Below are 16,785 nucleotides of genomic sequence, written 5' to 3' on the forward strand. Positions count from 1 at the left end.
GCCCCGGCCGGCAGCGCGGTTGGCGTGACCGCCTGCAACCGCCACAATAGGGTTTTCGCGCATTGCGGAGCCCCACGAAATGGCTGAGTTGAAGGAAGCACGCGTCCCCGATATCGGCGACTACGACGGCGTACCCGTCATCGAACTGCTGGTCGCGGTCGGCGACACGGTGACCCAGGACCAGAGCCTGGTCACGCTGGAATCCGACAAAGCCACCATGGAAGTGCCGGCGCCGTTCGCCGGCATCGTGCGCGAAATCAAGGTCAAGATCGGCGACGAGCTGTCCGAAGGCAGCGTCGTGGCGCTGATCGAAGTCGCCGACGGCGACGCCAAGCCGGCGCAGGAGCCGGCCAAGCCGGCCGCCCCGGCGGCGGCCAAGGCCGAAGCCCCGGCCAAGACCGAGGCCCCGGCCAAGAGCGAGCCCGCTCCGGCCAAGGTCGAGGCGCCGTCGGTCCCGATCGCCCTCGCCGGCGCCGGCCAGAACACCGATCCGGAAGCCATGCCGCCGCGCAGCCCGCCGGTGGCGTTCAGCGCCGACGAGCTGATGCCGGACAAGGTGCCCTACGCCAGCCCGGCGGTGCGCCTGTTCGCGCGCGAGCTCGGCGTCGACCTGGCCCGGGTCAGCGGCAGCGCGCGCGGCGGCCGGATCAGCAAGGAAGACGTACAGGGCTTCGTCAAGAGCGTCATGCAGGGCGCGGCCGCGCCGAGCGCCGCGACCGGCGCCGCGCCGTCGCTGGGCGGCGGGCTCAATCTGCTGCCGTGGCCGAAGATCGACTTCAGCAAGTTCGGCGAAACCGAAACCAAGCCGCTGACCCGCATCCAGAAACTCTCCGGCGCCAACCTGGCGCGCAACTGGGCGATGATCCCGCACGTCACCCAGCACGACGACGCCGACATCACCGACCTGGAAGCGCTGCGCGTGGCGCTGAACAAGGAGAACGAGAAGGCCGGCATCAAGCTGACCATGCTCGCGTTCCTGATGAAGGCCTCGGTGGCGGCGCTGCAGAAGTTCCCGACCTTCAACGCCTCGCTCGACGCGACCGGCGACAACCTGACCTTGAAGAAGTACTTCCACATCGGCTTCGCCGCCGACACCCCGAACGGCTTGGTCGTGCCGGTGGTGCGCGACTGCGACAAGAAGGGCGTGCTGCAGATCGCCCGGGAAACCGGCGAACTGGCCGCCAAGGCGCGCGACGGCAAGCTCGGCCCGGCCGACATGAGCGGCGGCTGCTTCTCGATCAGCTCGCTCGGCGGCATCGGCGGCACCGCGTTCACCCCGATCGTCAACGCGCCGGAAGTGGCGATCCTGGGCGTGTCCAAGTCGGCGACCAAGCCGGTCTGGGACGGCAAGCAGTTCGCCCCGCGCCTGATCCTGCCGCTGTCGCTGTCCTACGATCACCGCGTGATCGACGGCGCCGCCGCCGCCCGCTTCACCGCCTACCTGGGCCAGCTGCTCGGCGACATGCGTCGCGTGCTGCTGTAAAAGCGTTCGTTCGCGACCGGCGCGGCTCGCCGCCGCCGGTCGTGCGGCGCCTGCGCGCCGCCGATCGCTTCCAGCCCGCCGTCAACAGGAACGCACGCCGCCATGAGCCGCCACGCCCTCGCTTCCGCTTCCCGCCGTCCGCATCGCCGCGGCCTTTCCGTCTGCGCACTGGCCGCGCTGCTGTCGATCGCGCCGTTGGCGCAGGCCCAGGACGATTGCCGGGTCGCGCTCGGCCGCGGCTGGCCGCCGGCCACCGAGAACCACGGCTCGGCGGTGGAGCAACTGCTCGCGGCCAAGGCCGCGCCGCAGCTGAGCCTGACCTACCTGCCGGCGCGCGGCGCCGAAAGCGGCCTGCTGCTGATCCCCGGCGACGGCGACTGGACCCTGCGCCATGCCGCGGCCAGCGAGCGCGTCGCGGCGTGGGCGTCCTCGCGCAACGGCGGCGCCCTGCAACTGCGCGTGGACCAGGAGGTCGAGAACGAAGAAGCGCCGATCCCGGCGCCGCTGGCGCAGCGGCTGGTCGCCAGCTGGAAACGTGCCTTGGCGACCATCGTGCCGGAAGACCGCGGCGCGGAGTTCACCGACAAGGACCAGTTGCTGTTCGTGGTCGATGGCCTGCGGGTCAGCGGCCTGCGCCCGGACTGCGGGGCGGGCGAGCTGATGATGGATCAGGCCGGCCTGCTGACCGAGGCCTCGAACGAAAGCGCCTCCAAGCGCGAGCGCCGCTGGCGCGAGCTGGAGGAGTCGCTGGACGAGCTCGACCGCCGCCTGAGTCAGGCGTCCGCGCCGCCGGCCGGCTGAGCGCGACGCCGCGACGGCCGCGCGCCGTCCCCCCACCCGCGAGCGCGGCCGGCCCCGCCGCCTCGCCACCGAGATACGAATCAAAGGAATCCAGCGCCATGGCCAGCAGCATCGAAGTGAAGGTCCCCGACATCGGCGATTACGACGACGTACCCGTGATCGAATTGCTGGTCGCAGTCGGCGACACGGTCAAGAAGGACCAGAGCCTGGTCACCCTGGAGTCGGACAAGGCGACGATGGAAGTGCCCTCGTCGGCCGACGGCGTGGTCAAGTCGCTCAACGTCAAGGTCGGCGACAAGGTTTCCGAGGGCGCGGTCATCGCGATTCTGGAGAGCGCCGATGGCGCCGACGCCGGCGCAGCGGCCAAGCCGGCCGCCGCCGAAGCCAAGCCCGCGCCCGCCGCCGCCGCCGCCGCCGCCGCGCCGGCCGAAGCGCCCAAGCCGGCCGCCGCGCCGGCGCCCGCCGCCGCGTCCGCCAGCGGGCGCAAGGCCGACGTCGAATGCCGGATGCTGGTGCTCGGTTCCGGTCCCGGCGGCTACACCGCCGCGTTCCGCGCCGCCGACCTCGGCCTGGATACGGTGCTGGTCGAGCGCTACGCCAGCCTCGGCGGCGTCTGCCTCAACGTCGGCTGCATTCCGTCCAAGGCGCTGCTGCACGCCGCCGCGGTGATCGACGAGGCCGAGCACGCCGGCGACTACGGCGTCAGCTTCGGCAAGCCGACCATCGACCTGGACGCGCTGCGCAAGTACAAGGAAAAAGTGGTCGGCCAGCTGACCCGCGGCCTGACCGGCATGGCCAAGCAGCGCAAGGTGCGCACCGTGACCGGCACCGGCAGGTTCGTCTCGGCCAACGAACTGGAAGTGCAGGGCGAGTCCGGCACCCAGTTGATCCGCTTCGAGCAGTGCATCATCGCCGCCGGCTCGCAGGCGGTGAAGCTGGGCAACTTCCCCTGGGACGACCCGCGGGTGATGGATTCCACCGACGCGCTGGAGCTGGCCGAAGTGCCGGCCAGGCTGCTGGTGGTCGGCGGCGGCATCATCGGCCTGGAAATGGCGACCGTGTACCGCGCGCTCGGCAGCGAGGTCACCGTGGTCGAGTTCATGGACCAACTGATGCCGGGCGCCGACCCGGACCTGGTCAAGCCGCTCGCCGATCGCTTGAAGAAGCAGGGCGTGGCGGTGCATCTGAAGACCAAGGCCGCCGCCACCGAGGCGTTGCAGGAAGGCATCAAGGTCTCGTTCGAGAGCGCCGAGGCCGGCAAGGCGCCGGCGCTGGAATCGGGCGTCTACGACCGGGTGCTGGTCGCGGTCGGCCGCGCGCCCAACGGCGCCAAGATCGGCGCCGACAAGGCCGGCGTGCAGGTCACCGAACGCGGCTTCATCCCGGTCGACCGGCAGATGCGCACCAACGTGCCGCACATCTTCGCCATCGGCGACCTGGTCGGTAACCCGATGCTCGCGCACAAGGCCACCCACGAGGGCAAGCTCGCGGCCGAAGTGGCCGCCGGCGAGAAGAAGGAATGGGTGGCGCGGGTGATTCCGTCGGTGGCCTATACCGACCCGGAAATCGCCTGGGTCGGCGTTACCGAGACCGAAGCCAAGGCCAAGGGGCTCAAGGTCGGCGTCGGCAAGTTCCCGTGGGCGGCCAGCGGCCGCGCCATCGGCCTCGGCCGCACCGAGGGCTTCACCAAGCTGATCTTCGACGAGGCCAGCCACCGCATCGTCGGCGGCGGCATCGTCGGCGTGCACGCCGGCGACCTGATCGCCGAGATCGCCCTGGCGATCGAGATGGGCTGCGAAGTGGCCGACATCGGCCACACCATCCACCCGCATCCGACCTTGAGCGAATCGGTCGGCATGGCGGCCGAGGTGTTCGACGGCACCATCACCGATCTGTACATCCCGAAGAAGAAGTAGTCCGGCGACGGCCCGCCGCAGCGTCGCTCACGCTGTCGCCCGACGGGGCGACGGCGTGGTTGCGGCGATCGACGGCGCGGCCCGCGAGTCGTGGTTCCGAGGAGTAGGAGCGGCGCAAGCCGCGACCGCGAACCGACGACGGTCCGCGCGGCGGTCATGGGGCTATGCGATCGCGGCCGGTGACTGGAGGAAATCCGGTGGGACGCCGCTCCTACCCTCGTAGCGTGCCGTCGCCGTGAGACCGGACGCGCAGCGCGCCTCAGAACGAGAACGTCACCCCCGCCATCGGCCCCTTGAAGCGCTGGTCCAGGCCGAGCACGCCGTCGCGGCCGCTGCGGCGCGCGTCGATCTTGAACCAGTCGTAGCCGACGAAGGCGCCGATCGCCGGGGTGAAGCGATACTCGACCAGGGCGTTGGCGCGGCTGACGTCGCCCTCGTAGTCGCCGAAGTCGCCCCAGTCGGCGTCCAGATACTGGCCTTGCACGACGAACCGCCAGTGGTCGTTCGGCGCCAGGGTCAGGCGGGTGCCGATCACCGGCGCATAGCCGTCCTCGCTGGAACTGGTGCGGTAGCTGTCGGCGCCGGACACCGCGCGCAGCTTGCCTTCCAGCTTGGCGTACTCCACGCCGATCTGCAGGCCCCAGCTGACGGTGTCGGTTTCGATCACCGCGTAGTCGTACATCAGGCTGGCCAGTTCGAACTTGGCCTTGGCTTCGGCGAAGCTGCCGGCCGGAATGGTGGTGTCGTCGAAGGACACGTTCTCGCTGAGCGTGGCGCGGCGTTTCTTGTCGTAGCCGAAGTAGTTGAACAGCAGGCGGTTGCGCTCGCTGAAGCGGAACAGGCCTTCGATCCGCGGCACGGTCTGGTCGCTGCCGAAGTCGAAGTCCTGACTGAAGCGGTAGGGATCGCCGCGGAAAGTGGTGCCGGCGCTGAGTTCGCCGCTGGCGTCGACCGACATCGCGCCCAGGCGCACGGTGAAGCGATCGTCTTCGGCATGGGCGGGCAGGGCGACGCACGCGCCCGCGCCGATCAGCGCGAGCGTCAAAGGCAGGAATCTGGAAGTCACGGAATCACTCCATCTGCATCTGCGGGGGAAGGGCGGCACGTTCATGTGCCGCCGCGTCCATGAATGCCCGCGCGGAAGTAGTGCATCCGTGAAAAAAACCGCGCTCGACCGTTGCGGCAAAGCGCGATGTCGCAAACGGTGAACCCGTAGACGAAAAAAACGGACCCAAAGGCGAAGCCCCGGCGGATCAGGCCGGGGCTTCGGGGTGCCCACCGCTGCTTTGCCATTGACGAGGAGAGAGTGGCGGCGGGCGTTCCCAGATACTGACCGGTGGCTCGGCGAAAGGTTCCGCCGTTCGTCAAAGAATTTGCTTCAGGGCGCCAAAGCCGGGGCCGAACCGACGGCGCGGCGGCGCTCGATCCGCTTCCAGACCTTTTCGTGCAGATGGAAGGCGACCGTGTTGCAGGCCGGCTCGACCAGGGCCAGGGCGCCGCCGACCCAGACGCTGCCGGTCATCAGATAGCCGACCAGGAAGGCGACCGAGAAGTGCACGCAGGCGAAGCTGAGGGTCTTGGTCATGGCGCCGGGGCCTTATTGAGAATTGTTCTCAACAATACGCCGCTCCCCAGTAAAGGCAAATTGAAATATCGGCAGGTTGCGATAGTTTTGGTCTATCGTCGGCGCTGCCGCGGCGGCCTGTTTACCTCCCAGGTAATTCAATGCCGGCGCGGTTCCGGCGATAGTGCCGGCATGCGCCGCCGCCCCCGTCATCCGTTCGCCGCGATAGAGACCGTAGACCGGAGGCCCTTCGACCGCATTGTGACTTCGCCGGTTGCCGCAAAGTCGGCCGCGTTCTATACTTTTGCGGCTCTAACGGGCGCTTTGCGCCACCTCCCAGACCGACGAGACCCGCGTGCACGATCCATTGTCCGCAGGCCGCCGGCTGGCGTCGCGCGCGATTGCCTGGCAAGCCGGCGCGATGGCGCTGGCGGCGCTGGCCTTCCTCCCCCTCGGCGCACAGCATGCGCTGGCGGCGGCGGTCGGCGGCGCAGCGGCGACGGTGGGCAGCCTCGTAGCCGCCAGGATGGCCTTGGGGGGCGGCGTGCAACCGGCCGGGATGGCGGTCGGGCGGTTGTTGATCGGCGTCATATTCAAGTGGGTGGCGGTGCTGGCGGTGCTGGGGCTTGGAATGGCCTGGTGGCGTTTGCCTCCACTCCCAATGCTGGTGGGACTGCTCGCGGCGACGCTGGGCTTCGTACTGGCCAATCTTTTGAAACGATAAGGTGTCTTTCGTGAGTGAACAGACCGGTTCGGGCGGCCTGAACGAATACATCAAGCACCATCTGACCCACAACACCAGTGAGGTCTTTGGCAGCGATGCGATGTCGAAGTTCAATTTCGACTCGTGGATCGTCGCCTTGGTGCTCGGCCTGCTATTCATCCTTTGGTTCGGTCTGGCGGCGCGCAAGGCGACCGCGGGCGTGCCGAGCAAGGGCCAGGCCTTCGTCGAGATCATTCTCGAGTTCATCGACGGCCAGGTGAAGGACACCTTCCACGGCGACCGCCGTTCGGTGACGCCGCTGGCGCTGACCATCTTCATGTGGGTCGCGTTCATGAACACGATGGACCTGCTGCCGCTCGACCTGTTCGGCTGGCTGGTCCACACCTTCGCCGGCGCCGAAGCCGCGCACCACACCTATTTCCGCGCGGTTCCGACCGCCGACCTCAACACCACCTTCGCGATTTCGGCCTCGGTGTTCTTCATCCTGATCGGCCACGCCATCTCGGCCAAGGGCGGTCTGGGCTTCGGCAAGGAACTGGTTACCGCGCCGTTCCATGCCCACGGCCCGATGAAGCTGCTGCTGGTTCCGGTCAACCTGGTCATGAACATCATCGAGTGGCTGGTCAAGCCGGTTTCGCTCGCGATGCGACTGTTCGGCAACATGTACGGCGGCGAGCTGGTGTTCATGCTCATCGCCGGTCTGATGGGAAGCATCTACACCTTCGTGCCTGGCGTGCTCGCCAACGCCGCCTGGGCGATCTTCCACATCCTGATCATCCTGCTGCAGGCCTTCATCTTCATGATCCTCACGGTCGTCTACATCGCCGGCGCCCGCGAGAGTCACTGATTCCGGTTCCAAATCGCGTCACCCCCATTCGTTTTCCCTTTCACCGTTTAGCACTACCTCTACCAGGAGAAGCACCATGGAGTTCATCGCCAACGTTCAGGGTCTGACCGCCATCGCGATCGGCATCATCATCGGTCTCGGCGCGCTGGGCGCCTGCCTCGGCATCGCGCTGATGGGCTCGAAGTTCCTCGAATCCGCCGCCCGTCAGCCGGAACTGGTGCCGATGCTGCAGGGCCGCATGTTCCTGCTCGCCGGCCTGATCGACGCCGCGTTCATCATCGGCCTCGCCGTCGCCCTGTTCTTCGCGTTCGCCAACCCGCTGATCAGCGTCCTGCAGGCCGGCTGATCCGTGTCGGTCCGCGCCCTCGGGCGCGGACCGGGCAATCCGGGCCGGTAAGCGCCGGCCCAACGTAAGCAACGTCGAGGACCCGTCATGAATCCCAACATGACTTTCTTCGGCCAGATGCTCTCCTTCGCGATCCTCGTTTGGTTCACGATGAAGTTCATTTGGCCGCCGCTGAATGCAGCGATCGAAGAGCGCCAGAAGAAAATCGCCGAAGGCCTGGCCGCTGCCGAGCGCAGCCAGAAGGACCTTGCCCAGGCGCAGGAAAGCGTCGACGCCGCGCTGCGCGAAGCCCGCACCAAGGCCAACGAGATCATCGAGCAGGCGCATCAGCGCGCCAATCAGATCGTCGACCAGGCCAAGACCGATGCGATGGTCGAAGCCACCCGCCTGAAGGCGCTGGCCGACGCCGAGATCGCAGCGGCCGCCGACCGCGCCCGCGAGGACCTGCGCAAGCAGGTGTCCGCGCTGGCCGTGACCGGCGCCGAGAAGCTGCTCAAGCGCGAAATCGACGCCAACGCCCACAAGGCGCTGCTCGACGAGCTGGCCGCAGAAATCTGATCGGAACGCCCACGCGATGAGCCAGAACCTCACCCTCGCCCGTCCGTACGCCCGCGCCGCCTTCGCGCTCGCGCGCGATGCCGGCCGCTCCGCCGAATGGTCGCAGGCGCTCGCCTTCTCGGCGCGCGTCGCCGCCGACCCGCAGGTGCAGGCGGTCCTCGGCCACCCGCAGCTGAGCGCGGCCGACGCCGTCGGCCTGGTCGCGATCGACGGCGCGGACGAATCGGTGCAGCGCTTCCTGGCGCTGCTCTCCGACAACCGTCGCCTCGGCCTGCTGCCGGAAATCGCCGGTCTGTTCGAAGAGCTGCGCGCCGACGCCGACCGCGTGGTCAAGGCCAAGGTCACCTCCGCCAGCGACCTGCCGGCGGCCGAGCTGGACTCGATCAAGGCCGCGCTGGTCAAGCGCTTCGGCCGCCAGGTCGAAGTCGAGACCGCGGTCGACGCTTCGCTGATCGGCGGCGCGGTGATCGACGCCGGCGACGTCGTCATCGACGGCTCGCTGAAGGGCAAGCTCGCGCGCCTGCAGACGGCGCTGGCCGGCTGAAACCGGGACTCGGGACTCGGGATTCGGGATTCGCAGAAGCCTAAGGCTCGACCGGATCCCGAATCACCCATCCCCGATCCCGAACCAAAAGAAAGCACCCGCGCGTCGCCCATCGCGATGCAGGACCAAGGAAACGACAATGGCAAGCACCCAGCTCAACCCGTCCGAAATCAGTGAACTGATCAAGACCCGCATCGAGAAGGTCAAGCTGGCCGCCGAAGCGCGCAACGAAGGCACCGTCACCTCGGTGTCCGACGGCATCGTGCGCATCCACGGCCTGGCCGACGTGATGCAGGGCGAAATGATCGAACTGCCGAACAACACCTTCGCCCTGGCGCTGAACCTGGAGCGCGACTCGGTCGGCGCCGTGGTGCTGGGCGATTACGAGCACCTCAGCGAAGGCGACACCGCCAAGACCACCGGCCGCATCCTCGAAGTGCCGGTCGGCCGCGAGCTGCTGGGCCGCGTCGTCAACGCGCTGGGCGAGCCGATCGACGGCAAGGGCCCGATCGCCGCGACCCTGACCGCGCCGGTCGAGCGCGTGGCGCCGGGCGTGCTGTGGCGCAAGTCGGTCGACCAGCCGGTGCAGACCGGCTACAAGTCGGTCGACGCCATGATCCCGATCGGCCGCGGCCAGCGCGAGCTGATCATCGGCGACCGCCAGACCGGCAAGACCGCGATGGCGATCGACGCGATCATCAACCAGAAGGGCACCGGCATTAAGTGCATCTACGTCGCGATCGGCCAGAAGGCCAGCTCGATCGCCAACGTGGTGCGCAAGCTGGAAGAGAACGGCGCCCTGGCCCACACCATCGTGGTCGCCGCGACCGCGTCCGAATCGGCCGCGATGCAGTACATCAGCGCCTACTCGGGCTGCACCATGGGCGAGTTCTTCCTCGACCGCGGCGAAGACGCGCTGATCGTGTACGACGACCTGTCCAAACAGGCCGTGGCCTACCGCCAGATCTCGCTGCTGCTGCGCCGTCCGCCGGGCCGCGAAGCCTACCCGGGCGACGTGTTCTACCTGCACAGCCGCCTGCTCGAGCGCGCCGCGCGCGTCAACGAGGACTACGTCGAGAAGTTCACCAACGGCGAAGTGAAGGGCAAGACCGGTTCGCTGACCGCGCTGCCGATCATCGAAACCCAGGCCGGCGACGTCTCGGCGTTCGTTCCGACCAACGTGATCTCGATCACCGACGGCCAGATCTTCCTGGAAACCGACCTGTTCAACGCCGGCATCCGCCCGGCGGTCAACGCCGGCATCTCGGTGTCGCGCGTCGGCGGCGCGGCCCAGACCAAGATCGTCAAGAAGCTGTCGGGCGGCATCCGTATCGCCCTGGCCCAGTACCGCGAGCTGGCGGCGTTCGCCCAGTTCGCCTCGGACCTGGACGAAGCCACCCGCAAGCAGCTCGAGCGCGGCCAGCGCGTGACCGAGCTGATGAAGCAGAAGCAGTACGCTCCGATGCCGATCGCCCTGCAGTCGCTGTCGATCTACGCGGTCGACAAGGGCTTCATGGACGACGTGCCGGTGAACAAGATCGGCGCGTTCGAAGAAGCGCTGCATTCGCATTTCGTCAACACCAACGGCGCGCTGATCGAGAAGGTCAACAGCACCGGCGACTGGAACGACGAAATCGAAGGCGCCTTCAAGAAGGGCATCGAAGAGTTCAAGCAGACCGGCAGCTGGTAACCCTGGAGCCGGGACTCGGGACTCGGGACTCGGGATTCGCGAAAGCGGGTTCCGAGACGCCGGATCCGAAGTCCCGGGCGAGCAGTAACGATTCTGGCGGGGACGCTTCGAGTCCCGAGTCCCGAGTCCCGAGTCCCGGATAAAGAGATGGCAGGCGGACGCGAAATCAAAACCAAGATCAAGAGCGTGCAGAACACCCGCAAGGTGACCCGCGCGCTGGAAATGGTCTCGGCTTCCAAGATCCGCAAGGCGCAGGATCGGATGAAGACCTCGCGCCCGTACGCGCGCGTGATCAAGCAGGTGATCGGTCACCTGGCCCAGGCCAATTCCGATTACCGGCATCCGTACATGGTCGAGCGCAAGGACGTGAAGCGCGTCGGCTACGTGATCGTGTCGTCCGACCGCGGCCTGGCCGGCGGCCTCAACAACAACCTGTTCCGCAAGCTGCTCGGCGAGTTCCGCAAGTGGCAGGAGCAGGGCGTCGAGGTCGACGTGGTCACCATCGGCCAGAAGGCCTCGGTGTTCTTCCGCCGGATCAAGGTCAACATGCTGGCTTCGGTCACCCACCTGGGCGACCAGCCGCACCTGGAGCAGCTGGTCGGCGTGATCAAGGTGATGCTGGACGCCTACAGCGCCGGCAGCATCGACCGCGTATTCGTCTGCTACAACGACTTCGTCAACACCATGACCCAGCGCGCGGCGTTCGATCAGCTGCTGCCGCTGCCGGAACCGGAGACGCAGGTCGCCAAGCACGACTGGGACTACATCTACGAACCCGATGCGCAGACCGTGCTCGACCACGTGCTGACCCGTTACATCGAGTCGCTGGTGTACCAGGCGGTGTTGGAGAACGTGGCCTCCGAGCATGCCGCGCGCATGGTCGCGATGAAGGCGGCGAGCGACAACGCCACCAAGCTGATCGGCACCTTGAACCTGGTCTACAACAAGGCCCGTCAGGCAGCGATCACCCAGGAAATCTCCGAAATCGTCGGCGGCGCCGCGGCGGTCTAACCCATCCGGTGGGCGCGGCCGGCCGGCCTGCGACCACGAGCAGCATTGAAAGTTACTGAGGAATCAAAGATGAGCAGCCAGGGCAAGATCGTTCAGATCATCGGTGCGGTCGTCGACGTGGAATTCCCGCGCGATGCGGTGCCGAAGGTGTACGACGCGCTGAAGGTCGAGAACACCGCCATCACGCTCGAGGTGCAGCAGCAGCTCGGCGACGGCGTCGTGCGCGCCATCGCGCTGGGCTCCACCGACGGCCTCAAGCGCAACCTGATCGCGACCAACACCGGTCGCGCGGTGTCGGTGCCGGTCGGCGCGGCCACCCTGGGCCGGATCATGAACGTGCTCGGCGAGCCGATCGACGAGCGCGGTCCGGTCGAAAGCGACGTGCATTGGGAAATCCACCGCGCCGCCCCGGATTACGCCGACCAGTCCTCGGGCAACGAGCTGCTGGAAACCGGCATCAAGGTCATCGACCTGATGTGCCCGTTCGCCAAGGGCGGCAAGGTCGGCCTGTTCGGCGGCGCCGGCGTCGGCAAGACCGTCAACATGCTCGAGCTGATCAACAACATCGCGACCGAGCATTCGGGCCTGTCGGTGTTCGCCGGCGTGGGCGAGCGTACCCGCGAGGGCAACGACTTCTACCACGAAATGTCCGACGCCAACGTCATCGTGCAGGACGACCTGTCGAAGTCGAAGGTGGCGATGGTGTACGGCCAGATGAACGAGCCGCCGGGCAACCGTCTGCGCGTCGCCCTGACCGGCCTGACCATGGCCGAGTACTTCCGCGACGAGAAGGACGCCAACGGCAAGGGCCGCGACGTGCTGTTCTTCGTCGACAACATCTACCGCTACACCCTGGCCGGCACCGAAGTCTCGGCGCTGCTGGGCCGCATGCCGTCGGCGGTGGGCTACCAGCCGACCCTGGCCGAGGAAATGGGCGTGCTGCAGGAGCGCATCACCTCGACCAAGACCGGTTCGATCACCTCGATCCAGGCCGTGTACGTGCCCGCGGACGACCTGACCGACCCGTCGCCGGCGACCACCTTCGCCCACCTCGACGCCACCGTCGTGTTGAGCCGCAACATCGCCGCGCTGGGCATCTACCCGGCGGTCGATCCGCTCGACTCGACCTCGCGCCAGCTCGACCCGAACGTGGTCGGCGTGGAGCACTACGAGACCGCGCGCCGCGTCCAGGCCACCTTGCAGAAGTACAAGGAGCTCAAGGACATCATCGCGATCCTGGGCATGGACGAGCTGTCGGAAGAAGACAAGACCGCCGTGGCTCGCGCGCGCAAGATCGAGCGCTTCTTCTCCCAGCCCTTCCACGTCGCCGAAGTGTTCACCGGCGCCCCGGGCAAGTACGTGTCGCTGAAGGACACCATCCGCGGCTTCAAGGGCATCGTCGAAGGCGAGTACGACCACCTGCCGGAGCAGGCGTTCTACATGGTCGGCGGCATCGAAGAAGCGGTCGAGAAGGCCAAGAAGATGGGCGTGGGCTAAACCCGCGATTCCCTCTCCCGCTTGCGGGAGAGGGGTGGGTGAGGGCGCTGTTACCGATTGTTCCTGGCGACGTTCGTACTCATCCATCGCGTGCCCTCACCCCTGCCCTCTCCCGCTGAGCGGGAGAGGGGGACAATGAATAGAGGCGTTTCTTTATGGCATCCACCTTCCGTTGCGACATCGTCAGCGCCGAGGAAGAAATCTTCCACGGCGAGGCGACGCTGCTGGTCGCCACCGGCGAGATCGGCGAGCTCGGCATCGCCCCGCGGCACGCGCCGCTGATCACCCGCCTCAAGCCGGGCAAGGTCGTGGTCACCCTGCCCAACGGCGAGCAACTGGATTTCGCCGTGTCCGGCGGCATCCTCGAAGTGCAGCCGCAGGTCGTGACCGTGCTGGCCGACACCGCGATCCGCGCCCAGGACATCGACGAGGCCGCCGTGCGCGCGGCCAAGGAAGAAGCCGAGCGCGCGCTGGCCAACCGCGGCCCGCAGATGGACGTCGCCGAAGCCCAGGCCAAGCTGGCCGAGGCGATGGCGCAGCTGCAGGCGCTGGAGCGCCTGCGCAAGAACGTCAAGCACTGATCGGCCGCGCTGCGGCCCGATGCGGAAACGCCGGCCCTGGGCCGGCGTTTTCGTTTGCGCGCGGCCTTCGCCCTCGCGTTCGCGGCGCCTCACTCCGCCGCTGCGGCGCCCCACGGAAGCTGCCTGCGGTCGCAAGCCGCGGCCGCGACCTCAGTCCCGCGCAGCGCGGCTGTCGACGCCGCGCGTCGCCCCGCGAACCTCAGCGCCGATACACCCAATGGCGCGAGACCAGGAAGCCGACTCCGCCCAGGATCACCTCGATCACCGGCTTGGCCAGCCAGGTCCATTTGAGCCCGGCGTAGTCGTCGACCGTGCCGACCGCCCAGGTGCTGACCAGGGTGGTGCCGATCCACATCGTCACGAAGCGCCCGAACTGGCGCCGGCCGACCGTGGTGTCCTCGCCGGCGAAGGTGAAGCGGCCGTTGAGCCAGAAGCCGAGCATGGCGCCGCTGATGCGGCCGGCCAGGTTGGCCGCCTCGACCGGCATGCCCAGGTGGCTGAGCCCGACCATCACGCCCCAGTCGAGGAAATACTGCAGGGCGCCGAAGGCGAGGTAATTGCGGCCCTGGCGGGTCAGGCTCATGCGCGGGACCTTGCCGAGGTGAATGGCGCGGGATGGGGCGAGGCCTGGGCTGAACTGTGCATGTCGGTACTCTATCGAAGGGACAATGTACCATTCGGCATATCAATCCTCGCCCGAGTCCCGGTTTTGCGCAGCGCGGTCCTGATTCCCTGCTACAACGAAGCCAAGACGGTGGCCAAGGTGGTCGCCGATTTCCGCCGCGCCCTGCCCGAGGCCGAGATCTGGGTATTCGACAACGCCAGCACCGACGACACCGCCGCGCTGGCCCGCGCCGCCGGCGCGCAGGTGCGGCGGGTACCGGCCAAGGGCAAGGGCAACGTGGTGCGGACCATGTTCCGCGAGGTCGAGGCCGACGTGTACCTGATGGTCGACGGCGACGACACCTATCCGGCCGAACACGCGCGCCAGTTGCTCGAGGACATCGTCGAAGGCCGCGCCGACATGGTCGTCGGCACCCGCCTGGAGCAGTTCGACTCCGACTCGTTCCGCCGCTTCCACGGTTTCGGCAACAAGCTGGTGCGCTGGAGCATCGGCCGCCTGTTCGGCCAGCCGGTGCGCGACGTGCTGTCGGGCTATCGCGCGTTCTCGCGCCGCTTCGTCAAATCGATGCCGGTGCTGTCGCGCGGCTTCGAGATCGAGACCGAGATGACCGTGTTCGCGATGGCCAACGCCTTCGTGCTCAGCGAACGCACCGTGCCCTACGGCGTGCGCCCGGAAGGCAGCGAATCCAAGCTCAACACCTTCCGCGACGGCTTCCGGGTGCTGCGCACCATCGGCTTCCTGTTCAAGGACCTGCGTCCGCTGCTGTTCTTCGGCACCGCCGCGCTGCTGGCCGCGCTGGCCAGCGCCGGTTTCGGCGCCTTCGTCGTCCACGAATACAGCCTCACCGGCGCGGTCACCCATCCCTCGACCGCGGTACTCGCCGCGGCGTTGGCCCTGACCGCGTTCATTCTGCTCGCCACCGGCCTGATCCTGGACACCGTCAACCGCCGCTCGAACGAGATCCTGCGCCTGATCACCGACCAGGTGGTGCGCTACAAATCGGAGTGAACGGCTCGCGCCGCAGCGGGCACAGTTCCAGCCGCGCCAGGCTGTCCTGGATCGGCCGGCAGGCGCCGTCCAGGTGCAATCCGTACAGGCTCATGCGCTGCGCGGCGACTGCGTCGACGGCGACCGGGCGCAGCAGCCACAGCGGTCCCTCGTGCGTCGCGATGCCGCGTTCGACCCGCGCCTGCAGGCGGGTGCAGCGCTGCGGGTCCATGAAGTTGTTGCGGATCGCGTACAGCGGTACGTCGCGCGGCAGGAATGCGGCGGCGTGGCCGATCGGTTGCTCGGTGCTGGACAGCACCAGGCTGCCGGGCGGCAAGGCCGGGAACGCGACCGAGATCATCGGCGTGCGGAATGGATCGCGGCCCCAGCCCGGGTGCTTGGTCGGGGCGATCGCGAGCAGGCTGCCGAGCACCAGCGCGGTGCGGGTCCAGCGCCGCGCGAACAGCTGCGACAGCAGGCCGACGATCAGCAGCGAGCACAGCAGCTCCAGCGGCAGCAGATAGCGGTAGATGCAGTACACCGCCAGCCAGAATCCATAGCTGACCAGGACGAAGGCCAGCAGGGGCCAGCGCAGCCCCTGCGCGTCGGTTTGCGCGCTGTCGGCGCGCGTCGCGTCGTCGCGGCGGCGCCCGGTCCACAGCCAGCCGGCGAGCGCGGCGAAGCCGAGCAGCAGCCGCGCGTCGGCCAGCGAGGCCTCGGAGAAGTCGTTGCTCTTGCGCAGCAGGCGCAGCGGCACGTTCGCCGCGTCCCACGCGGTCTGCGGCAGGAAGCGCAGGTCGCGCCGGTCTTCGAACAAGGCGTCGGGCGAATGGAACCACTGGTTGAAGTAGGGGAACAGCGGATTGCCGTGCTGCTGCCACAGGTACCAGCCCCACGGCCCCCAGCTCAGCGCGGCGCCGATCGCCCCGCCGAGCGCCAGCGCGCACAGCCGCGCCGGCGCCTGGCGCCAGGGCCCGGCCAGCGCCGCGGCGGCGATGAAGCCCAGGCAATACATGACTGCGGTCAGCTTGAGCCCCGCGGCCAGACCGCCGAGCAGGCCGACCGGCAGCCAGGTCGCCCAGGCGCCGCGGCGGCCCGGCGAGTCGGCCAACCACCACAGGCCGGCCAGGACGAAGGCGGCGACGATGTGGTCGTTGAAGGTTGCCGCCGCGCCCGGATAGACCGCCGCGCCGGTGATCGCGACCAGTCCGGCCATCCAACTGCGCAGCGCGCTGCGCTGGGCCGGCCACAGCCGGTCGAGCAGGCGCAGGCCGAAGAACAAGGCGAGGAAGGTCGGCAGCGCCAGCCACAGCGAGACCAGCCAGCCGCCTGCGCCGGCGCGCACCAGCAACGCGAACGGCAGATCGGCGATCGGGTTGTGCCAGGTCTGCATCTGCGCCGCGGCGATGTCGGTTTGCAGCCGACCGTCCAGCCATGCCAACGGCGTATACAAATGATAGTTACGCAGGTCCCAGTTCGCGTCCTGGCGCTGCCCCACGGCCGCGAGCAGGGTGAAGAACAGGGCCACGACGGCGGCGGGGCGCCAGGAAACTCGCTCAGCGGACATGCAGGGTCCCGCAATCGGCAGTTGCTAAGATTCGGCCCGGGCGC

At 68.1% G+C, this 16,785-nt stretch carries 17 protein-coding genes; 13 read left to right on the plus strand and 4 right to left on the minus strand.

All coding sequences use genetic code 11. The features are described from left to right. The first annotated feature begins 79 nt into the window (after positions 1–79). From AC3A57_RS13865 to lpdA, 3 genes are all read left to right on the plus strand, one after another. Positions 80–1,483, plus strand: a complete 1,404-nt coding sequence (locus AC3A57_RS13865; RefSeq protein WP_487579439.1) for a dihydrolipoyllysine-residue acetyltransferase — start codon at positions 80–82, stop codon at positions 1,481–1,483. Positions 1,484–1,585: 102 nt separating this feature from the next. Next, complete coding sequence (locus tag AC3A57_RS13870; RefSeq protein ID WP_487579440.1) at positions 1,586–2,284, plus strand: hypothetical protein; 699 nt, start codon at positions 1,586–1,588, stop codon at positions 2,282–2,284. Positions 2,285–2,382: 98 nt separating this feature from the next. Beyond that, positions 2,383–4,200, plus strand: coding sequence for a dihydrolipoyl dehydrogenase (gene lpdA, locus AC3A57_RS13875; protein WP_487579441.1), 1,818 nt, complete (start codon positions 2,383–2,385; stop codon positions 4,198–4,200). 259 nt (positions 4,201–4,459) lie between these two features. On the opposite strand, the gene AC3A57_RS13880 is transcribed toward lpdA, so the two are convergent. Then, positions 4,460–5,266, minus strand: a complete 807-nt coding sequence (locus AC3A57_RS13880) for a hypothetical protein (RefSeq protein WP_487579442.1) — start codon at positions 5,264–5,266, stop codon at positions 4,460–4,462. 312 nt (positions 5,267–5,578) lie between these two features. After that, positions 5,579–5,785 carry a DUF2061 domain-containing protein gene (locus tag AC3A57_RS13885; RefSeq protein WP_487579443.1) on the minus strand — a complete coding sequence of 69 codons (207 nt, stop codon included), beginning with the start codon at positions 5,783–5,785 and terminating at the stop codon, positions 5,579–5,581. Positions 5,786–6,119: 334 nt separating this feature from the next. On the opposite strand from AC3A57_RS13885, the gene AC3A57_RS13890 reads away from it, so the two are divergent. From AC3A57_RS13890 to AC3A57_RS13930, 9 genes are all read left to right on the plus strand, one after another. Then, on the plus strand, positions 6,120–6,488 hold the full coding sequence (locus tag AC3A57_RS13890; protein ID WP_487579444.1) for a hypothetical protein: 369 nt from the start codon (positions 6,120–6,122) through the stop codon (positions 6,486–6,488). A 10-nt stretch (positions 6,489–6,498) separates the two neighbouring features. Beyond that, positions 6,499–7,335 carry a F0F1 ATP synthase subunit A gene (gene atpB / locus AC3A57_RS13895; protein ID WP_487579445.1) on the plus strand — a complete coding sequence of 279 codons (837 nt, stop codon included), beginning with the start codon at positions 6,499–6,501 and terminating at the stop codon, positions 7,333–7,335. 76 nt (positions 7,336–7,411) lie between these two features. After that, complete coding sequence (atpE, locus tag AC3A57_RS13900; protein WP_064748964.1) at positions 7,412–7,681, plus strand: F0F1 ATP synthase subunit C; 270 nt, start codon at positions 7,412–7,414, stop codon at positions 7,679–7,681. A gap of 87 nt (positions 7,682–7,768) precedes the next feature. Then, positions 7,769–8,239: a F0F1 ATP synthase subunit B gene (locus AC3A57_RS13905; RefSeq protein WP_064748963.1), complete on the plus strand. Its 471-nt coding sequence runs from the start codon at positions 7,769–7,771 to the stop codon at positions 8,237–8,239. Between the two features lie 16 nt (positions 8,240–8,255). Then, positions 8,256–8,783 carry a F0F1 ATP synthase subunit delta gene (locus AC3A57_RS13910; RefSeq protein WP_064748962.1) on the plus strand — a complete coding sequence of 176 codons (528 nt, stop codon included), beginning with the start codon at positions 8,256–8,258 and terminating at the stop codon, positions 8,781–8,783. A gap of 139 nt (positions 8,784–8,922) precedes the next feature. Next, positions 8,923–10,473, plus strand: a complete 1,551-nt coding sequence (gene atpA / locus AC3A57_RS13915; protein WP_487579446.1) for a F0F1 ATP synthase subunit alpha — start codon at positions 8,923–8,925, stop codon at positions 10,471–10,473. 147 nt (positions 10,474–10,620) lie between these two features. Further along, positions 10,621–11,484: a F0F1 ATP synthase subunit gamma gene (gene atpG, locus AC3A57_RS13920; RefSeq protein ID WP_221671220.1), complete on the plus strand. Its 864-nt coding sequence runs from the start codon at positions 10,621–10,623 to the stop codon at positions 11,482–11,484. A 69-nt stretch (positions 11,485–11,553) separates the two neighbouring features. After that, positions 11,554–12,981 (plus strand): F0F1 ATP synthase subunit beta, encoded by a 1,428-nt coding sequence (gene atpD, locus AC3A57_RS13925; RefSeq protein WP_064748959.1) that lies wholly within the window; start codon positions 11,554–11,556, stop codon positions 12,979–12,981. Positions 12,982–13,136: 155 nt separating this feature from the next. After that, a complete protein-coding gene (locus tag AC3A57_RS13930) occupies positions 13,137–13,562 on the plus strand; it encodes a F0F1 ATP synthase subunit epsilon (protein WP_221671222.1) in 426 nt (141 codons plus the stop codon). A 199-nt stretch (positions 13,563–13,761) separates the two neighbouring features. Here AC3A57_RS13930 and AC3A57_RS13935 read toward each other — a convergent pair whose 3' ends face one another. Continuing rightward, a complete protein-coding gene (locus tag AC3A57_RS13935) occupies positions 13,762–14,145 on the minus strand; it encodes a GtrA family protein (protein ID WP_487579447.1) in 384 nt (127 codons plus the stop codon). 126 nt (positions 14,146–14,271) lie between these two features. Here AC3A57_RS13935 and AC3A57_RS13940 point away from each other — a divergent pair, with 126 nt between their 5' ends. Next, positions 14,272–15,195 (plus strand): glycosyltransferase, encoded by a 924-nt coding sequence (locus tag AC3A57_RS13940; RefSeq protein WP_487579448.1) that lies wholly within the window; start codon positions 14,272–14,274, stop codon positions 15,193–15,195. Here AC3A57_RS13940 and AC3A57_RS13945 read toward each other — a convergent pair. Further along, positions 15,161–16,741: a hypothetical protein gene (locus AC3A57_RS13945; RefSeq protein ID WP_487579449.1), complete on the minus strand. Its 1,581-nt coding sequence runs from the start codon at positions 16,739–16,741 to the stop codon at positions 15,161–15,163. The two genes, AC3A57_RS13940 and AC3A57_RS13945, sit on opposite strands and share 35 nt — an antisense overlap. Between the last annotated feature and the right edge of the window lie 44 nt (positions 16,742–16,785).

This window comes from Lysobacter sp. Soil_C_15 (genome assembly GCF_057657315.1).